This window comes from Pseudomonas sp. LBUM1664 (assembly GCF_059695895.1).
Map to the genome: position 1 here is coordinate 1,246,010 of NZ_CP166791.1, position 18,871 is coordinate 1,264,880.

The window sequence follows — 18,871 nt, forward strand, 5'->3', positions numbered from 1 at the left end:
AAAAAGGGGCTGCTACGCAGCCCCGAACGGGAGCAAGCTCCCTGCCACAACGATTCAAGCCTTAAGTGAAGAGCATTGCCGCAAAAGCGGGCTTTTCCATGAACAGCAATCCAATCATCGATATGCGTAAGCTCAGACCACAGCCTATTCCACGGGCCTAATCACATTGGCGCTGACACCGATACCTGGTCCGGAAAATTCGATCATCTCTGCGCCAAGGTATTCGAGGATTTCAAGATCCGCCAAGCCGTTGATCACATGGGAGGTGGTTGGCAACTGTTCGAACGTTGCGCGATTCCACTTCACTGAGCCGCCCGTTCCCTTCCACTTGCGGAAGTTCGCGTCGGTGAACTTGATTGGCGAGGTATCGCCCGTCGCGCCCGGCAAAGGTTGCGAAGTGGTTGCATAGGCGATATCGCAGCCGCCGCTGCCCAAAGGACCGGTGCGCGGCATGTATTTATAAAACAGCGTTGCGCCGCCGGGGCCGGGAAGGCGCTTGTCGCCGGAGGTTTCGGTAAGGCCGTTCAATTCGATGTCGAAGAACTTGAAGCCAAACCACGAGGCTGCGCCGCTAGCCGTACCCGCGCCGTGATCGATGTCTAGCAGCGGGATATCGGCAAACAACTTAGGAAAGCCTAACTCCTCACGGCCCGTCATGATCGCATCTGGAATGCCCTCAAACAGGACCGGACAGAACGCGCCTTCGATCGTTTCCGTGGCACCGGTGTAAACGACCGGTATTTCCACGTTGAGAATGCCGTAGCCCCGACCGGCCAACCACCAAAGATTGTGGAAATAGGCTAGCGAAACATGAACCTCTGGCTCGCCGCGCAGGGCGAAGCCGGGGGGCAGGATGCGTTCCACGCTCGATCGCTCGGTGCGGTAGCTCACGGTCATCCACTGGGCGTTCATCGTGCCAGTCTCTTCCAGGCTCCAAAGCGTGCCGTCGGGTTTCTGGCGCGGGCCTGGTGCGGGCCCGAACACTGCAGGCATGCGATAGCGCACGCCAGGCTTGAATTCGAACGTCATGGGACGTCTCCTGTTTTTATCGGTTTCAGAATGGGTAGTGGCGCGGTGTTGTCTGCAGTGTCAGCCAGCGCAGATCGGTGAACTCATGGATGCCCGCGCGACCGCCGAAACGGCCGTAACCACTGCCCTTGACGCCGCCGAACGGCATCTGGGCCTCGTCATGCACCGTCGGGCCGTTGATATGGCAGATGCCCGATTCGATGCGCTTGGCCACTTCCAGTGCACGCGCAATGTCGCCGCCGAACACGGCGGCAGATAACCCGTATTCGTTGTCGTTGGCGCAGGCGATTGCTTGCTCGACACCGTTGACACGCACAATCGGCTTCACCGGCCCAAAGGCTTCCTCATGGTAAATCCGCATGTCTGCTGTCACATGGTCCAGCAAGGTGGCAGGCATCAGCGTAGTGCTCGTTTTGCCGCCGCACAGCAGCGTTGCGCCCTTCTCCAGTGCATCGTCGATCATGGCATTGCAGCGTTCGACAGTGCTCATATCAATCACAGAGCCAAGCACCACCGGATCCTCGCCGCGCGGGTCGCCAAGGGGCAATGCCCGGGCCCGGTCCGCGAGGCGCAGAACGAAATCATCGGCAATGTGCGCGTCGACGATGATGCGCTCGGTCGACATGCAAACCTGGCCGGAGTTGGCAAACGCTCCAAAGACCGCGCCGTCCACGGCGGCGTCGAGATTGGCGTCGTCGAGTATGATGAGCGGCGCCTTGCCACCCAATTCCAGTACCGCGGGCTTGAGGTGCTGAGCACAGGTGGTGGCGATAAGGCGGCCCACGCGCGTCGAGCCCGTGAAGTTCACGCGTCGCACGGCGGGGTGCGCAATCATCGTTTCCACCACTGCCGCGGCATCTGCCGGCGCATTGATCACGAAATTCACCACGCCGGGGGGGAAGCCTGCTTCGTTCAGCGCCTCCACGATCAGGCCGTGGGTGCGCGGGCAGAGCTCCGATCCCTTGAGCACCACCGTATTGCCGCAGGCGAGTGGCAGGGCGACTGCGCGCATGCCGAGAATGACCGGGGCGTTCCACGGCGCCATGCCGAGCACGACGCCAGCCGGTTGTCGCACGGCCAGCGCGAGGCTGCCCGGTTGGTCCGAAGGAATCACCTCGCCGCTGACCTGGGTCGTCAACGCGGCTGCTTCACGCAGTATCGCTGCCGCTAGTTGGACGTTGAAACCACCCCACGAGACGCTCGCGCCGGTTTCCGCAGCCATCGCTTCGATGAACCGCGACACTCGCGCTTCAACCGCATCGGCAGCCTTTAGAAGCAGCTGGCGACGTACGCCGGGTCCCGTCTGCGACCATGTGACAAAGGCCCGTGCCGCGGCATCGACCGCGGCGCGGGCATCCTGCACCGTCGCCGCAGAGGCGCGCGAAACCACTTGCTCGGAAAGCGGATTGCGTCGCTCGAACGTGATACCGGACGAGGCAGGCGATGCCTTTCCGTCTATCAGCAATTTGACTTCAAACATCATCGGGTCCTTTGCGCGGAAGCGAGGTGCGTATCGCTAAGCGTGACTCCAACCGGTTCGTCGGCGACGGTGTTCTCGATGTAGCCGAGACGCTCGATCTCCACGCGCACAACGTCTCCGGGCTGCAGGAATTTGCCCAGCGCAATGCCAACGTTCGCGCAGGTGCCCGTTGCGATCAGGTCACCCGGCTCCAGTGTCATTACTTGCGAGAGCTCGTGGATCTGCTCCCAGATGTTGTAGATCATGCCGCCGGTGCTGGTGCTCTGGCGCGGTTCGCCATTGACCCACAGGTTCATCTGCAAGGCGTGGGGATCGGCAATCTCATCGGCGGTCGTGATCCAGGGACCGATCGGCCCGTGACTGTCGAAGGACTTGCCGAGCGTGTAGGTCTGGCTCTTGAACTGCCAGTCGCGCGCGGTCACGTCGTTGACGACGAAATAGCCGCCAACCACGCTTGCGGCCTCTTCGATGGACACATGGCGGCAGCGCCGTCCGATCACGACGCCCAGCTCGGCTTCGTAGTCCATTTTGTCCGAGACGCTGGGCTTGTAGATCGGATCGTACGGCCCGGTGATGCAGCTGACCTGCTTGTTGAACCACAGCTGATTCTTCGGTATCGCGATGCCGGCCCGCTCCGCCTCTTCAGCGTGATCGTGATAGTTCATGCCAATGGCGAGGTACTTCTGTGGATCGGGGATCGGCGCCTCGAGACGAACTTCGGCGAGCGGCACTCCGCTGCTCATGCCTTCTAGTCGCTGCGAAAGCCACTCGATGTAGGTCGCTCCTTTGGCAAGCACTTCGCGAATCGTATCAGGCGCCGCCGGATCGAGCGCCGAGAGCGGTACGACGCGCTCGTCAACAACAACGCCGATGGTCGTGATACCGGCGTGGGTGGTATTGCCGTGGGTATAGCGTGCAAGCTTCATGAATGTGTCTCCTGAAGAAAATAACCGGCAATACGGTCACTCATAGAATTCCGGTAACAACGGCGGAGCCCACTGGCTCATTTCGTCGTTGGAGATTTCAGCGTGGCCCACGGGCATGCCGTCATTGACCAGGTCGCCGTCGGTCCAGTGCTCGATCTTGTTGCCGAATGGATCACGCCAGTAATCGAAGATCTGGCTGCCTTGAACATGGCGGCCGACACCCCATGAATGTTTGTAGTTGCGTGCCTTGAGGTATTCGCCGCCCTGGAACAGGTCGTCCAGATCCAGTACCTCGAACGCGCAATGGTCGAAACGCGCCACGCCGTCTTGCGCAGCCACCATTGCGATCGTGTGATGATCAGTCCACTGCTCGCCGAGGCCGCAGTGCAGAAATGCGGCGATCGTGTTCTGCTGAACGCCGGCCCAGTAGGTGTCCGAGATGCGGAAGCCGAGCACGTCGCGATAGAACGCGAGCATTTCCTGAAAGTTCGGCACGAGCACCGCAACGTGTCCCAGGCGCATGACCGAACTCGGCCTGCATGCGACGCGCACTTTCTGGCCGAAGCGCTGGCGCTGCACCGCCGGATTCATCGCCAATGGCTCGCGCGCCGGCAAGGGGGCATGGCGCGCCTGGCCATGAATCACGTCCACCACGAATCCCGCAGGATCGATGAAGCGCACACGCTTGCCTCCACCGGGCTCGGGGTTGTCCTCGACGCTCAGATTCAGGTGCGCGGCGAGTCGCTCCAGATCGGCGAGCGACTGCGCCTTCAGGCCGAAGCCTACGGGAGCGTTCTTGTCGCCGAGTTCACTGATGTGCGAATGATGCTCGGCGCCAGCGGCCCGCATGTACAGGGCGCGCTCGGTGCGCACAACCTGATGCAGGCCAAAGTCGACCAAAAACTGTTCCATGGACTCCAGATCGGTGACCTGGTAGCGCACAAATGAAATGTCTTTAACGGTAATCAACACTCACCTCCTTTCGTTACACGTTACAGCTAGCACGCCAGGTCTCACCTGGCTGGCTGCAACTGAATCCCATGACTCTGCTGGTCGCCAATAGCGATTAGGCATCGAAATATCGATGGGATATAGGTGTATCAATACTGCTGGCGAAAGCGCGTTTTTCCGTAAACAACGGGATCGGAAAACAAGCGCGGGCAGCAGCGAAATCAATGGCTTGCACGACAGTGTCGCTCTCTCGACGTTATCTCAGCCGGAGCGAAGTAAAGAGTCTCTCCTTTTTATAATAAAATTATAGTTCATGAGGAATAAATCGTCTGAGACGAATGTCGTGATTAGTTGCACCTATTTTTCGGAAACATAGAGCGGATTATGAAGGGGCGCGGTACTCGCCATTATTTAAATGTGCATTATTCAAGCAATAATGCATTGCCCAAACAATAGTGTGCATTACTCAAGCAATAGTGTGCATTACTCAAGCAAATAATAATGTGCATTGCTCAAATAATAATAAGGAGAAACCTGTGGTCCAAATGAACGAAAAAAAGGGGTCAGCGGTCCAGAATTGCTTTGCAGCAACAGGGTCGCGGTCAACGCTTAAGGTCAATTTGCTGGTGACTGTGTTCACCGTTCTGGGAGCATCCGAATGCATGGCGCAGGCGCAAACACAGGGGGGTATACAGACGCCAGTAGCGCCCGCGGTAGAATCAACACAAATCGTCAGCCCTCCGCCTTTGGAGGGGGCGACGCTTCCGCCGGTCAATTCTGATTGCTTAAAGTACGATCAAACTAACACCCGTATTATGAGCACGATTTATTTACCGACAACCTGCGATACCATTTCGCCAACCTTGTTTGGTACTCGAGACGCGCTTACTGACGCGGGTTGGGGTATACGGGGCAGGGTGAGTGCCGCCGTAGATTATGACGTTAAAAACAGATACAGCTCTTCTACGCCGCAGAAATATACCGGACAAAATCTTAGCGCTTATACAATCAGCAACATTTATGTCACCTATGATTTGGGCCGAAACGGATTTCCGTTGGGTTCCCAGTTTACCGGCAGTCTTACGCAAGTTAACTCCTCCGGTGGGCAGGGCGAACCGGCTGATATGAACCCGACAGTAGCCATTTTGGGCGTCACGGTGCCGTTGCTTGATAACGCACTGGAGCTTAAAGCCGGCTACTTTTTGGTGAGTCAGGACTTTGTCGGAAGTAACCTTACAGGGAACGCCGGAACCGTCTCACAAGGCGTGCAGAGTTCAATTCCAGCGTTAGTGGGGATGAGTGTATTTACACCAACGCCGACCGCGGAGATTACAATCAGAGACCCATGGACGAAGAATTTCTATCTTCACTCCGGGATGACGAACAGTACCAGTTCTGAAGGTGCCCTCGTGGAGTTGGACCGGAACCCTACTGGTTTGAAGTGGGGCACCAAAGATACAGGGCCGATGTATATAAATGAAGTTGGCTACAAAACCGCAATGACACCAGATGGTGACTTGCCTGTCTGGGCCAGGGCCGGCTTCATCTACAATACAACCGACTATTCAAAATTCGACGGTACAATGTCGGACGATAACTATGCAACGTATGCTGGCCTTACGGTGCAGCTCACCAAAAATGCCACTAACCCTGGAGGGTTGAACCTCGATTTGAAAGTCGATAGTGCGCCATCGGATCGCAATATCTATACCAAGGACGTAGCGATTAACCTGTTTTATGTAGCCCCGTTTGAGAGTCGACCATTCGATATGGTTTCGGTGGGGTACAGTAAATCCTGGGAGAGTCCTGAGTTGCAGGACGCTGTAGCAGCGACTGGGGTTCATGACACGTCAAGACAGACCAGCCAAGTAGCACTTTCGTACGCTTATCGACTGCACCAGGGTATCTATTTCATCTCGACCGCCTCTTACGTCACCAACCCAGGAACGGTGTCGGAAGAGGAGATGCCCGCGGCTGTGATTGTCAATGCGGCGCTAATGTTTAACTTCTGATTGTATGAAAAAACAGGCTGTTCGCCGGTCATGACCGGCGAGCAGCCTTCATCGAAAAAACACGATCCAATGCGGGAGTATCGCGCGCTGATGGAAGCGACGATGGCCCGCGACGTCGAATGTTCAAACAAGTCTTGAGGAGACCTCTCTCGGCCAGAGGGGCGCGCGTGTCGTGCCTGCAAGGGGCCGCGGGGCGCATGTAATGCCTGCATTCACGCAGCGTAATTGCGTTGATTAACGTTTGGGACCTGACTGCCTCGCCATTTGAAGCAACGAACCTTCCTTCATGCCGCCCACGGACAAGAGCCGTCGGAAATGCATTAGGTGAAAGATGCACCTATTTTTTGCGGGCATAAAGCGGATTATGAGCGCTCGTATTCATTACGAAGCAAATAATAATAAGGAGAGCGCTGTGATCAAAATCAATAGGAAGGCAGTGGTCCAGAATTGTCTTGCAGCAACACGGTGGCCGTTTACGTTTAAGGTAATTTTGCTGGCTTCTCCGTTTACTTTCCTTGGGGCATCCGAATGCATGGCGGAGGCACAAACAGGGGGTGTACAGACGTCAGAAGTTTCCGTGGCGCAATCAATGCTATTTCCGGTGGCCCCCGCTTTGGAGGGGGCTGCGTTGGGTGATGCGGAATGTCGAAAATACGATAAATATAATACCCGCATGATGACTACGGCCTATTTGCCCTCGGTGTGCGATAGCTTTACCCCAGGTTTATTTGGTTTTCGCGATTCGCTTGCAAATGCTGGTTGGGGATTGCGAGGTACGATTATGCCCACCACGGATTACGACATTAAAAATAGGTACAGTTCTTCGACAACGCAAAAGTACGCCGGGCAAGTTTGGAGCGCTGCGGCACTTACCACTGTTTATTTTAGCTATGATTTGAGCCGAGTCGGTTTTCCATTGGGTTCTCAGTTTGGCGGCGCCGTTACCCAGATTTTTTCAACCGGTGGACAGGGGGAGCCGCCCGCTATGGACCCTACGTTGGTCTCGGCTGGCATCACTGTTCCCTTGTTTGATAATACGCTTGAACTCAAGGGGGGGACTCTTCTAACGACTCAAGATTTTGTAGGGATGAGTCTTACTGGAAACGCCGGATCCACCACCCAAGGTTTGCAGAGTTCAATTCCAGCACTGGTGGGTATGAGCGTATACACGCCAACACCGACGGCGGAAATTACCGTCAGAGATCCATGGACGAAGAACTTTTATAACCGCTTTGGTGTATCGCGTAGTACCAGTCCTGACGGTGCCCTCGCAGAAATGGACGAAAACCCTACCGGTTTCAAGTTGCACACAAAAAATACAGGACCGATGGTGATCAACGAATTTGGTTATAAAACCGAACCTGGACCAGGTAGGCTGCCGGTCTGGGCCAGGGCTGGCGCAATCTACAATACAACCGACTATTCGAAATATGACGGGACCATGTCGGACAATAACTACGCAGCTTATGCGGGCCTTACAATGCAGCTCACAAAAAATGCCAGTAATCCGGGAGGGCTGAGCCTCGATATGAAGTTTGATATCGCGCCATCGGATCGCAATATTTTCTATAAGGATTATGCGATTAATCTGTTTTATGTTGGGCCCTTTGAGAGTCGGCCATTCGATATGGTTTCGGTGGGCTACAGTAAAGTCTGGGAAAGTCCCGAGTTGCAAGATGCTGTAGCATTAGGTGGCGCTCGGGATACGTCGACAATTTCCATTGAAAAGGCAATTGCGTACTCCTTTCGCGTCAGTCCCGGTATATATTGGATCTCATCCGCCTCTTTAGTCTCTAACCCGGGGACGGTGGCAGAAGATGAGCTTCCAACGGCGCTGATCCTCACTCAAAAGGTGATCTTTACATTCTGAATACATGAAAAAACAGGCTGCTCGCCGGTTACAACCAGTGAGCAGCATTCATCGAAAAAGAACCGCGATCCGATGCAGACGCATCGCGTGTTGATGGCAGCGGCGATGGCTTGCGACGGCGAATTTACAATCAAGCCGCGAGGCGTTCTCTCTCGGCCGGAAGGGGGACGTATCGTGCCTGCAAGCGTGCATTCCACGGAACAACATTGGACCTGACCGGGCCCGTCAGCTTGAAGTAACGAGTCTTTTCTTGCCGCCCACGGACAAGAGCCATCTGATGTGCCTTATTTGTGAAAGATGCACCTATTTTTTACGGGCACAGAGCGGATTATGAGTGCTCGTATTCATTACGACACAAATAATAATAAGGAGAATACTGTGGTCGAAATCAATAGTATGAGGAAGACGGTGGTCCAGAATTGCCTTGCAGTCATACGGTCGCCATTTACGTTTAAGGTGATTTCGCAGGCATCTCTATTTGCTTTCCTTGGGGCATCCGAATGCATGGCAGTGGCAGAAACAGAGGAGGGCACGCAGACGCCACCTCCACCGGCCGCCGTTGTGGGAGTTGCACTTGCGCCGCTCAGTGCTGATTGTCAAAAATACGATCAATATAACACCCGTATCATGAGCACGATCTATTTGCCATCGACGTGCGATAGTGTTTCTCCAACCTTATTCGGACTTCGAGATGGGCTGTCTGACGCGGGTTGGGGCATACGCGGTTCGTTTTCTCCCGTCATAGATTACGATGCTAAGAATAGACAGGGTACGAGTAGTCGTAATAGTCAAAAATATGCAGGGCAAAATCTTAGCGCCTATGAAATCACCACGGTCTATATCACCTATGATTTGGGCCGCAACGGATTTCCATTAGGCTCTCAGTTTACCGGCATCATTTCTCAAATGTCTTCCAGCGGTGGGCAGGGTGAGGTGCCGGATATGGACCCGGCGGTGACCACGTTGGGCGTGGATGTCCCCTTGTTTGATAACAAGGTTGAGCTCAAAGCCGGCTATTTGCTGACGATTCAAGATTTTGTGGGTATGAACCTTACTGGGAACGCTGGATCTACCACGCAAGGTTTGCAGAGCTCAATCCCAGCGCTGGTGGGTATGAGCGTGTACACACCCACACCGACGGTAGAGATTAAATTCAGAGATCCATGGACGAAGAATTTTTATCTTCACTCCGCCGTCGCGCGAAGTATCAGCTCTTCCGGTGCCATCGTCGAGTTGGACGAAAACCCTACCGGTTTGAGGTGGGGTACCGACGACACAGGGCCGATATATATCAACGAAGCGGGTTATAGAACCGGATTGACAGCCGATGGTGGCTTGCCCGTCTGGGCCAGGGCCGGCGTCATCTACAATACCACCGACTATGAAAAATACGACGGGTCAATCGCGGACGACAACTACGCAGCTTATGCTGGTATTACGGTGCAGCTTACCAAAAATGCCACTAACCCTGGCGGGCTGAATCTCGATTTTAAAGTCGATGCTGCGCCATCGGATCGCAATATTTTTACTAAGGATTTCGCGATTAATCTGTTTTATGTGGGGCCGTTTGATAGCCGACCATTCGATATGGCCTCGGTTGGGTTCAGTAAAACTTGGGAGAGTCCAGAGTTGCAGGACGTTGTAGCAGCGGCAGGCGCTCAGAACACGTCGAGAGTTTCCACTCAAGGAGCCATTGCATACTCTTATCGCGTGAGTCCGGGCATCTATTTCATGTCGAGCGCCTCTTACGTCACTAACCCAGGAACAGTAGCGAATGACGAGCTTCCAGCGGCACTGATCCTCAATGAAAAGCTAATGATTTCATTCTAAATGCATGAAAAATACGCTGTTCCCCGGTCATAACCGGTGAGCAGCATTTTTTTGTTTCCGATGTCACCGAACTTCAGGCAAACATCCTCCACAGGGGATTGCCGACGGAGAATCTACAATGCAAGAAAATACAAATCAGCCTGCTCAATCGCGCTCCTACATTTCTTCGCCTCAGGAGATCATCAACGAAGCGCGCAATGGTCGTATGTTCATCCTGGTCGATGATGAAGATCGGGAAAACGAGGGTGATCTTGTCATCCCTGCCCAGATGGCTACGCCCGATGCGGTCAATTTTATGGCGACCCATGGCAGAGGTCTGATTTGCCTTGCGATGACGGAAGAACGGATCGAGCAACTCAAACTCGAACCGATGAGTCGTTCCAATGGAACACGCCATGAAACCGCTTTCACCGTATCAATAGAGGCGCGCGAAGACGTCAGCACCGGAATCTCGGCGAGCGACCGGGCGCGTACGATCTCCGTCGCCATTGGTGCTGCCAACGGTCCGGCAGATATCACCACCCCAGGGCATGTTTTCCCCCTGCGTGCCCGCGATGGTGGCGTGCTGACTCGAGCCGGTCACACCGAAGCGTCCGTGGATGTGTCGCGTCTTGCCGGGCTGAATCCTTCGGGTGTGATCTGCGAGATCATGAAGGACGATGGCACGATGGCTCGTATGGACGACCTGATCGTTTTCGCAAAACGGCACGATATGAAGATCGGCACGATCCGGGACCTTATCGCCTATCGGTTGCGCCATGACCATTTGCTCGAGCGCAAGGCCACCACGACATTCAAGAGCAAATGGGGAGGGGAATGGTTGGCCTATGCCTTTTGGAATAAGGCCAGCAAGAGCGAGCAAATTGCCTTGGTCAAGGGAATTATCGACCCCACCCGGCCGGTGCTGGTGCGAATGCATGCGCTCTCTATCTTTGCCGATGCGTTCGGTGAAGTCTGTGAGCAATCATCCTATCTTGCCCGGGCTATGGAAATGATCGCTGAAGAAGGGGCAGGTATTGTGGTGATCATCAACAAGCCACGATCCGATGCATTTACTGCAACCGTTCAGTTTCGCGGCCAAGACGATCGGGACGCGGAAGTCAGGGAGCTTCGCGACTATGGCACTGGTGCCATGGTGCTTGCTGAGCTTGGGGTTCAGCAAGTGATCCTGCTATCTAACCATCGACACAGTCTGGTTGCCGTCTCCGGGTACGGGCTAACGGTTCTCGACGAGCGTCCTATCGATATTGCTGCGCAGTAAGACTCCAGTGGAGTAAGCGCCCGGAAAGCGTGCCTTCCTGGCGCCATCGCTTAGGGCGATGATGTCCACCTATTTATATCCGCTCCTGGGCACTTAGCAAGAGTATGGCTAAGTGCTCGCCCGGGATTTCCCCTCGCTGTCTGAGTCGGCAGAGATCGTACCCCCATTGCTTTCGAGCGCAGTTTTGCGCAACAAGAACATGGCAGCGAAACCCGACAACACGATGAATCCGAGCGCCCAAAGAAACGCGTGGCTAAATACTTGTTCGAGCCCGAGCGAGAGATTTTGCTGCAAGGTCGAAGTGACACCGGAGTGCAAGCTGTCATCGCTGTTGGCCGATATCCCGCGTGTCACGATAACAGCAAGCAGCGCAGTGCCGAGTGCGCCACCGGCACGCTGTATGACGTTGAGCCCACTGGTGGCACGAGCGATCTCATGTTTTCGCAATGTACTGAGCGCCGCGCTTGTCGCAGGCATCATCGTTGAGCCTTTGCCAAACCCGACAATGAACAACATCACTTCAATGATCCAGAGTGGCGATGTACTTTCGATCATGCTCAGGAACAGAACAGACAATGCAGTGCATACGATGCCAAACAAAACAACTTTTCCGGCGCCGATTTTGTCGACCAGATAACCCGAGAGCGGCATTGCTACCACGGCCCCTAGCCCCTCCACTATGACTAGAAGCCCGGTGTCGAAGGCCGAGTAACCCCGCACTATTTGAAAATATAAAGGAAACAAAAGGGACATGCCGAAAGCGGATGCGCTCAGCAGAAAGTTAATGACGGCGACGGGGCCAACGATCCGACGGCCAAACAGCCGGATATCGATCAGCGCATCGTCGCTCCGTAGGGCGTGCAGGGTGAACCCGATGATCATTGCAAGGCCAACGAGCGCACAGCCATCAGCTGTAAGTGAGTTGAAGTTGCCCACTACCGTGATTTGCGTAAGACCATAAATGAAGATCCCTAGCCCCGGGGAAAGGAGCAAAAAGCCGGTCCAGTCCAGGGTGTGGTGGGGTTTGGATTCGTCGGGGTCAAGCACACGGTAGGCTGCATACAATGCAATCGCGCCGACGGGCAGATTGATGAAAAAAATCCAGCGCCAGGAAACGTCGTCCACCAGCCATCCGCCCAAGGTCGGACCCAGGATCGGGCCCAGTACGATGGGCAGTCCTACGATTCCCATCAGGCGCCCCATTCGCTGTGGACCGGCAGCGAGGCTCAAGAGCGTCATGCCGGTGGGCAAGATCATGCCGCCACCGAGTCCTTGCAGCACGCGGAATACGATCAGCGATGACATCGACCAGGCGGCGCCTGACAAGGCGGATCCGATTAGAAACAGCAGGATCGATGTCAGATACAGGCGCTTGGTACCGAAGCGGTCGGCCGCCCATCCGGCGAGGGGGATGATCGCGGTGAGGGCCAGCATATAGCCGGTCGAGATCCACTGAGTGGTTTCCAGCGGAGCCTCGAAGGTTTTAGTCAGCCCTTGGATCGCAACGTTAACGACTGTCGTGTCGAGGATCGACATAAAGGCACCCAGAACCACCACGGCGGCAAGGCGTAGTAGATGCGGATCCAGTTTGTCGGGTAATTCAGAATCTGACTTGGCAGAAGATAGATCGACGATGCTCACGAAGCCCCCATTATTTCGCGTTTCATTAATTCACTTTTGCGCGTGGCCGCGTTGACCGCAGCCATCGCATCACCCATTTGGATCGCCTGTGAAAGCTCAAAACTACATGTGTGCATCGCCGTGGGTACCTTGCCCGCGAAATAAGCAATCCCGGCCAACTTCTTACTGGGCATGGATTGCAGTGCCAGGCTTCGCACAAGAATGATGAGGATTGGGTTGCCCATCATTTCGAACAGCGTGTTATCGATGTCGATGAGATCGGTCAATTTGGCGATTTTCTGTGAAGGCAGATCTTTGTTCGAGGACGAGGCCGCCCCCTTGCTGTTGCGCTCGGCGGCTACGCGGGCCCCTTCTATTACGAGCCGGGTCGACAAATCGAAGTTTTGCTCCAGAGAGATGCCGCAACTGGCGATACCGGAACTGATCAGGCGTACCACCGCTCCGGTCCTGGGCTGCGTGCTGACCACGCCGCCGTTGCGTCCGCGGCAGCATGCAACGATGCCCAGATCCTCGAGTATCCGTAAGGCCGGGCGCACGATCTCGCCGGTGAAACCGTAGCGAGCGCCGATATCCCACTCAGACCCGAGCTTGAACGACACAGTGGCCGCATGGGTCAGAATTTCCTCGACGATCAATCCCGCTAATCGGCCGGAAGAGTTTTTCATGGCGAGGAAGGTCGTTGCGTGCTCAAAGCTGACCTGATCCATCGGTCGGTTCACCCCAACCAGGTCGAGGGTGTGTATACGATCCCGGATCAGGCAGCACGCTGTTTCCGCGTCGCCTGAGCGTATGGCCTCGATGAGGGCGTTATCCAGCAGCTCTGTGTGGATCTCAGCTTTTTGAGGATCGGCGGCAACGAAGCGCTGCTGTAACTCTTCCAGAAGGTCCATCAGGAAAGCGATCGCCGGGTCGCCGCAGGCCTGGGCTAAATGGCGGTAAAAGTTTGCTCCCAGCTCCTTGCCGCCAATGGGCGGTGCGTCCTGATGGACAAAGGGCGTGTTGCGCCTGACGAGTGACCGGATGGCAAGCTGACAAACAATGACGCGCGTATCACGAAGGGCGCGCGGAGATGTGCGGCTGAGGACGAGATGCAGAATGAGCGCTTGTACTGTGTCGTTCAATCCCGGACGTGAGACATACAGGCCCCCGCCGACACCTCGCCGGACATCGATGAGTCGGCGTGCCTGCATGATGGCCATGACCTCTTGGCAGACTTTGCGTCCCATCCCGAAGCGCTGCCGCAGGTCTGAAACCGAGCCGATCAGATGACCTTCCGGCCAGCCGCGAGCGGAGAAATCTTCTTCCATCGCGGCCACGATTTCATGCGCCAATTGATGCGATCTGTTGTTCGGACTGACAATGCGTTCACTGAAGTCGCGTCGGACTTCAGTCCTAAGACCAGGAAAGTTCATGACGTCTCCACTTGTTTTTATTGTTTGGTTACGCTGACGCTCGATCGAGCGCTGGCAAAGTGCCTATACCTTTTCCATCCTCTTGGGTGATCGCTGCAGACTATTCAGGGGCTTGCTCCGTTTTTGCAGGACGCGTGAACCGTGCTGGTTCGGCAGCGGGTGTTCGACAGGGCCGGTCCATTCGGCGGGATATTGCGGAAGGAAAAACGCCAGAAGTGCGGCCAATCCGGTGAGCGAGGTCAACACGATGAATGGAGCGGCATAGCTGCCTGTGGCGGTTTGCATCGCGCTCACCAGGAACGGCGCGAGGCCGAGCGAAAGCGTGGCGATCCCCAGGGTGAGTCCCTGGAGTTGGGCAAAGCACTTCAGGCCGAAGTAGCGTGCGATAAGGAACGGCCCCATGGACGACTCCGCTCCGGTTGTGAAGCCCAGACAAGCGGTGGCCACGAACAGTAAGGGAACGTTGCCGTGATTGGTGTAGCAAAGGACCAGGCCGATGGGCACGATCGCCAGTAATGGGGCCACGACCCATGGTCTATGCGCACGGTCCAGGGTCAGGCCGCCGAAGAGCGAGCCGATGATCGAGGCGATGAAGAGCACGGATTGCGACACCGCGACGGTCGCCGCATCGAAACCGCGCTCAGCGAAAAAACCGACCGCATTCTGACGTACCGCCATGGGGCCGGCGGCGGCCAGAGCCAAGGCCACAACGATGAAGATCCACGTGCGGGTCCGAAGTGCCTTTCGTAGCGCGATACCGGGAACCTCTTTAAGGTTGGTTTCGGTTGGGGGCTTGGGAAAGGCCGACTCGGTGAATGTGTAAGGAGGTTCGGAGAAAAGGAACAGCGCAGCCGGAATCGCGAGAATCGCGATCACGGCGGCGACGGCATAGTAGGTGCCATCCCAGCCGAGGCCAGTGAACCCTGACTGGTCGCCGTCAATGACCCATTGATACACAGGGGAGAGCAGGGCGCTCACCAGGCTCGATACTGTGCCAATCAGGGCCAAGCCGAGACCGCGATGACGCGGGAACCATCCCGTGACCACCTTGAAGACCACCGCGAGGCTGGCCATGCAACCGAACATCGTCGTCAGTACGATGACGGTGCCGAAAAGCCAGGGGAGCGTACTGCTGAGCGGTATCAGCGCGGTCATCGCGGCGTACAAGATAGCTGCAGGGATGACGACCCGCCTTACTCCCCAGCGGTCCACCCAGCCGCCTGTGATCGGGAGGACTAAGGGGGTGATTAAAAGTGGAATGGCCACAAACAGCAGAATCGCCTCCGACATAGGCCTTGCTGTATGAGCCGCGAATGAGGCCGTGATGAAAGGCAGCATCGCCGAGAGGCCGACGGGACCGAGTGTCATCATGATGACACAGCCCAGGAGCGCGGCTTTCGCCCGGCCAGGTGCTCGTCGCAGATCGTGAAGATAAGCCTGCCACGTCGCCTTGGGCGCAGGGTGGCCGCGAAAAGTGGATGGGTCCGCAGTCTGTTCCAAGGTCGTCTCCTATTGTTATTTTTGTTGAGGTAGCTTTCTGTTCATTTGCTTGACTGCGCGTCGTGGTTCCTTTCGTATGACAGTGGTCGGTTTTACCGCCTTCGCAAGGCATGGCGGCCAGCACATGGATGTCGCGGAGCAAGCGTTGGATCGGATTGCCAGGGCTCACGGTCGAAGAGCCCTGGGCACGCTTGAAACCGTCGATTGTCCCGAGACATTCATGAATTTGGTGAAGGAGATCTGTGTTGATCTCCGTTCCTGCGTGGGAAGGAAATCCTCTCCTAGTTAACGTTTCTGAGTGGCTTTAGCGGTGCGGTGTAATGTGCCGACCGGCCTGCGAATTCGACGACCTGACGGCCAACCAAATTGAGCTGGTTGGTTGCCGCCTCGTCCTGGCAGACACCGTTGACGAAGATTTTCCCGCTTGAGTTGATTGCGGCCCCCATGGGCGTCGGCCAGCCGCGCAGCGCGTGGACAATCGAGCGCAGCGCGCCGAGGGTCCCGCCGGTCGCTTGCCAGCCATAGGCGGTAGCGATCAACCCGATTGGCAGCCCATCCAGATAAACCCTCTCGTCCTTGGACGTTTCCTCGAAATAGTCGATGGCGTTCTTGACGAGACCCGAGATGCTGCCGTGATATCCGGGGCTGGCGATGATGAGACCATCCGCTGCGCGAACAGCCTCGATCAGTGCCTTTGCGCCGCTGTTGAGTGCGCCGCTGCCATAGTGCGGGAGCGCCAGAAGCGCCTCGCCGTCGAAGAGTTGGGTCCTGCCACCCGCCGCTTCTGCGGCCGAGAGGGCAAGGATCAGTGCCTGTTCGGTGGACGAGCCTTTAGAGCTCGTACCGCCGATCCCGACGATGAAGGGCTTGTCCGAAGACATTTTCATGACCGGAAACCTCCCTCCATAACCAATTCCTCAACCGGCAGCCGACTGTTTGGCTGCTCGCGTTCCTGCAGGGGTGGGGGCAACTGGCTCTTATCGCCCAACTTGCCGATGGCGATCACTGTTTCGACCCGGAAGGTCTTGGGCACATCGAGCGCTTCGTAGGTGCGCTCGACATCGAAGCCGGCCATCGCATGGGCGTACCAACCAAGCCGCGTTGCCTGCAAGGCGAGATAGGCCCAGGCTGCGCCGGCATCAAGCGAATGGCTGTAGGAAGGCATTGGTCCCGGGGCGCCTGGCATCTGCGCGGTATTGGCGGACACCAGCACGACCAGCGCCGAGGCTCCGGAGGCCCAACCTTGGTTCATGGGCACGAGAAGGTCGAACAGACGTGCCCATTGTGGCGTGTCCTTACGGGCATAGATGAAACGCCAAGGTTGCGAGTTGAAAGAGGACGGTGCCCAATGCGCCGCTTCGAAGATGGTCATCAGGTCCTGGTCGGAAATGACAGCGTCCCGATCAAAGGCACGTGGGGACCAGCGCTCCAGAAAGATCGGATCGATGGGGTAAGCCGAGGTACGAGTGTTGGAAGAACTGGACATATGGGGTTTTCTCTGTGTGAAAGTGTTAGCGCTGTAGCAAGCCGCCAGCGAACATGTTGAAGGGCGCAAGACCAAGAACATGGCGTCCGGCGATTTCTGCCGCTGGATCCCGGCGGATGGCACCGTGGGTCAGCATCACCCGTGCATCACGGGCGAAGCGTTGAATGGGGTTGCGCAGGCTGACGGTCGAAGAACCGATGCAAAGCTGCATCTCGTCAATGGCTTCACCGCAGAGATTCGCGGCGTAGACCAGACTCATTGTGGCGAGAGATTCCTCGCGAGGCGTGAAGTCTTCTCCGCGCCGGGTGCGTGCATCAACTTCGTCGGCCGTCTGCAGGATCAACGCCTCGGCGGCTTTGATCTTGGCGTACACCAGTCCTGCCACGACCTGGGTCGATGGCGTCGCCGCGACTGTTTCATAAGGTAGGTTGAACGGCAGGCGCTTGTTGGCCTGCTCGACGAAGCAGTCAAGACAGCCCCTTGCCATCCCGAGGGTAATGGCGATATTGGCGAGCGCCGTGGACAACATGGTCGAGAAGGGCCCCATCCGATAGGTGAGCCCTTCATATTTCTGTGCAAGAGCGCCCAAGGCGACAGGCAGGTCGGCATGGCGGACCACGCGATACGCTGGAACGAAGATCTCGTTCTTGGCCACGATGCTGTTGCTTGAGCTCGCGCCCATGCCCATGACATACCAGTCGTCGAGGATCTCGTACTGATCTCGAGAGATCAGTGCCAAGCCGCGAACGGGCTTGTCATCTTCTTGCCATTCGATACCGACGACTGCCCATGCGGCATAACTGCAGCCGCTGCCGTACATCCACTTGCCGGTGACCAGGAACCCTTCGTCGGTGCGCTTGGCCTGCCCGACAATGTTGGAAAAAATCGAAGCCCCCACAGCGGCCGGACCGACCCAATCGGCGATCTGCGTCGAAAACTCGTCGACTGCCTGCGGACTAAAAGCCAGGACCATGCGGATGCCGGACGCAGCGAAGCCGCTCCAGCCGGCCGAGCCGTCGGCATAAGACGCGGCGGCGATCACTTCTACCAGATCACGGGCGCCGAAGGCCGAACCGCCGAATTTTTCCGGTAGGGTGATGCGGAAAAAACCGGTCTGGTCCAACGCCCGTAATGCCTCGGGCACCAGCGCCGTCGCTTTCTCGCTTTCCCACGCGGTTTCACGCAGCAGCGGCGTCAGCGCCAAGATCGCATCGCGCATCTTTACAGCTTCGGGACTTGGGCCAGGGGCATTGATGGGGCCGGCGTCGGAGCCTGCCGGTTGGTTGAGCGTGCTGAGTGGATTCATTTTATTGTCGTTTTCGTCGGGGGTTGAACATGGCGCCGATAGTGGCGCCCACCCCGCGGGGAAACGAAGTCTCAGAGGGTTACGCTGATTCAGGCTTTGGCTACGACGGCTATTTGTGACGTGATGTGACCTATCCGCTCGCGGTGCCATGCGGCATGAAGCGAAAA

14 protein-coding genes are annotated in these 18,871 nt (G+C 56.5%); 4 read left to right on the forward strand and 10 right to left on the reverse strand.

The annotated features are described in order from the left end of the window. Window positions 1–144: 144 nt before the first annotated feature. From ACA047_RS05880 to ACA047_RS05895, 4 genes are read right to left on the reverse strand one after another with little or no spacing between them, the layout of a single operon-like run. Window positions 145–1,029, reverse strand: a complete 885-nt coding sequence (locus ACA047_RS05880) for an acetoacetate decarboxylase family protein (RefSeq protein ID WP_497357514.1) — start codon at window positions 1,027–1,029, stop codon at window positions 145–147. Between the two features lie 25 nt (window positions 1,030–1,054). Next, the gene (locus tag ACA047_RS05885) at window positions 1,055–2,509 is read right to left on the reverse strand and encodes an aldehyde dehydrogenase (RefSeq protein WP_497357516.1); all 1,455 of its coding nucleotides are present in this window, start codon (window positions 2,507–2,509) and stop codon (window positions 1,055–1,057) included. After that, window positions 2,509–3,435, reverse strand: coding sequence for a fumarylacetoacetate hydrolase family protein (locus ACA047_RS05890; RefSeq protein ID WP_497357518.1), 927 nt, complete (start codon window positions 3,433–3,435; stop codon window positions 2,509–2,511). The genes ACA047_RS05885 and ACA047_RS05890 overlap by 1 nt, the downstream gene beginning before the upstream one ends. A gap of 36 nt (window positions 3,436–3,471) precedes the next feature. Continuing rightward, complete coding sequence (locus tag ACA047_RS05895; RefSeq protein ID WP_497357520.1) at window positions 3,472–4,407, reverse strand: VOC family protein; 936 nt, start codon at window positions 4,405–4,407, stop codon at window positions 3,472–3,474. Between the two features lie 524 nt (window positions 4,408–4,931). Between ACA047_RS05895 and ACA047_RS05900 the strand changes: the two genes are divergently transcribed. The 4 genes from ACA047_RS05900 (at window position 4,932) to ribB (ending at window position 11,359) form a co-directional block, all read left to right on the forward strand. Next, window positions 4,932–6,398, forward strand: coding sequence for a carbohydrate porin (locus ACA047_RS05900; protein ID WP_497360238.1), 1,467 nt, complete (start codon window positions 4,932–4,934; stop codon window positions 6,396–6,398). 364 nt (window positions 6,399–6,762) lie between these two features. Beyond that, a complete protein-coding gene (locus ACA047_RS05905) occupies window positions 6,763–8,268 on the forward strand; it encodes a carbohydrate porin (protein ID WP_497357522.1) in 1,506 nt (501 codons plus the stop codon). A 330-nt stretch (window positions 8,269–8,598) separates the two neighbouring features. Beyond that, on the forward strand, window positions 8,599–10,098 hold the full coding sequence (locus ACA047_RS05910) for a carbohydrate porin (RefSeq protein ID WP_497357524.1): 1,500 nt from the start codon (window positions 8,599–8,601) through the stop codon (window positions 10,096–10,098). A gap of 118 nt (window positions 10,099–10,216) precedes the next feature. Further along, window positions 10,217–11,359 carry a 3,4-dihydroxy-2-butanone-4-phosphate synthase gene (gene ribB / locus ACA047_RS05915; RefSeq protein ID WP_497357526.1) on the forward strand — a complete coding sequence of 381 codons (1,143 nt, stop codon included), beginning with the start codon at window positions 10,217–10,219 and terminating at the stop codon, window positions 11,357–11,359. A 108-nt stretch (window positions 11,360–11,467) separates the two neighbouring features. Here the strand turns inward: ribB and ACA047_RS05920 are convergent, their stop codons facing one another. The 6 genes from ACA047_RS05920 to ACA047_RS05945 all read right to left on the reverse strand — a co-directional run bounded on the left by ACA047_RS05920 (window position 11,468) and on the right by ACA047_RS05945 (window position 18,704). Further along, window positions 11,468–13,000: a DHA2 family efflux MFS transporter permease subunit gene (locus ACA047_RS05920; RefSeq protein ID WP_497357528.1), complete on the reverse strand. Its 1,533-nt coding sequence runs from the start codon at window positions 12,998–13,000 to the stop codon at window positions 11,468–11,470. Further along, window positions 12,997–14,412, reverse strand: a complete 1,416-nt coding sequence (locus ACA047_RS05925; RefSeq protein WP_497357530.1) for an FCD domain-containing protein — start codon at window positions 14,410–14,412, stop codon at window positions 12,997–12,999. The genes ACA047_RS05920 and ACA047_RS05925 overlap by 4 nt, the downstream gene beginning before the upstream one ends. Window positions 14,413–14,475: 63 nt before the next feature. Continuing rightward, entirely contained in the window at window positions 14,476–15,912 is a 1,437-nt protein-coding gene (locus tag ACA047_RS05930) for an MFS transporter (protein WP_497357532.1), read from the reverse strand. 281 nt (window positions 15,913–16,193) lie between these two features. After that, window positions 16,194–16,799, reverse strand: coding sequence for an NADPH-dependent FMN reductase (locus ACA047_RS05935; RefSeq protein ID WP_497357534.1), 606 nt, complete (start codon window positions 16,797–16,799; stop codon window positions 16,194–16,196). Then, on the reverse strand, window positions 16,796–17,398 hold the full coding sequence (locus tag ACA047_RS05940; RefSeq protein WP_497357536.1) for a nitroreductase family protein: 603 nt from the start codon (window positions 17,396–17,398) through the stop codon (window positions 16,796–16,798). Before ACA047_RS05940 ends, ACA047_RS05935 begins: the two co-directional genes overlap by 4 nt. Before the next feature lie 25 nt (window positions 17,399–17,423). Then, entirely contained in the window at window positions 17,424–18,704 is a 1,281-nt protein-coding gene (locus ACA047_RS05945; protein ID WP_497357538.1) for an acyl-CoA dehydrogenase family protein, read from the reverse strand. Window positions 18,705–18,871: the final 167 nt, after the last annotated feature.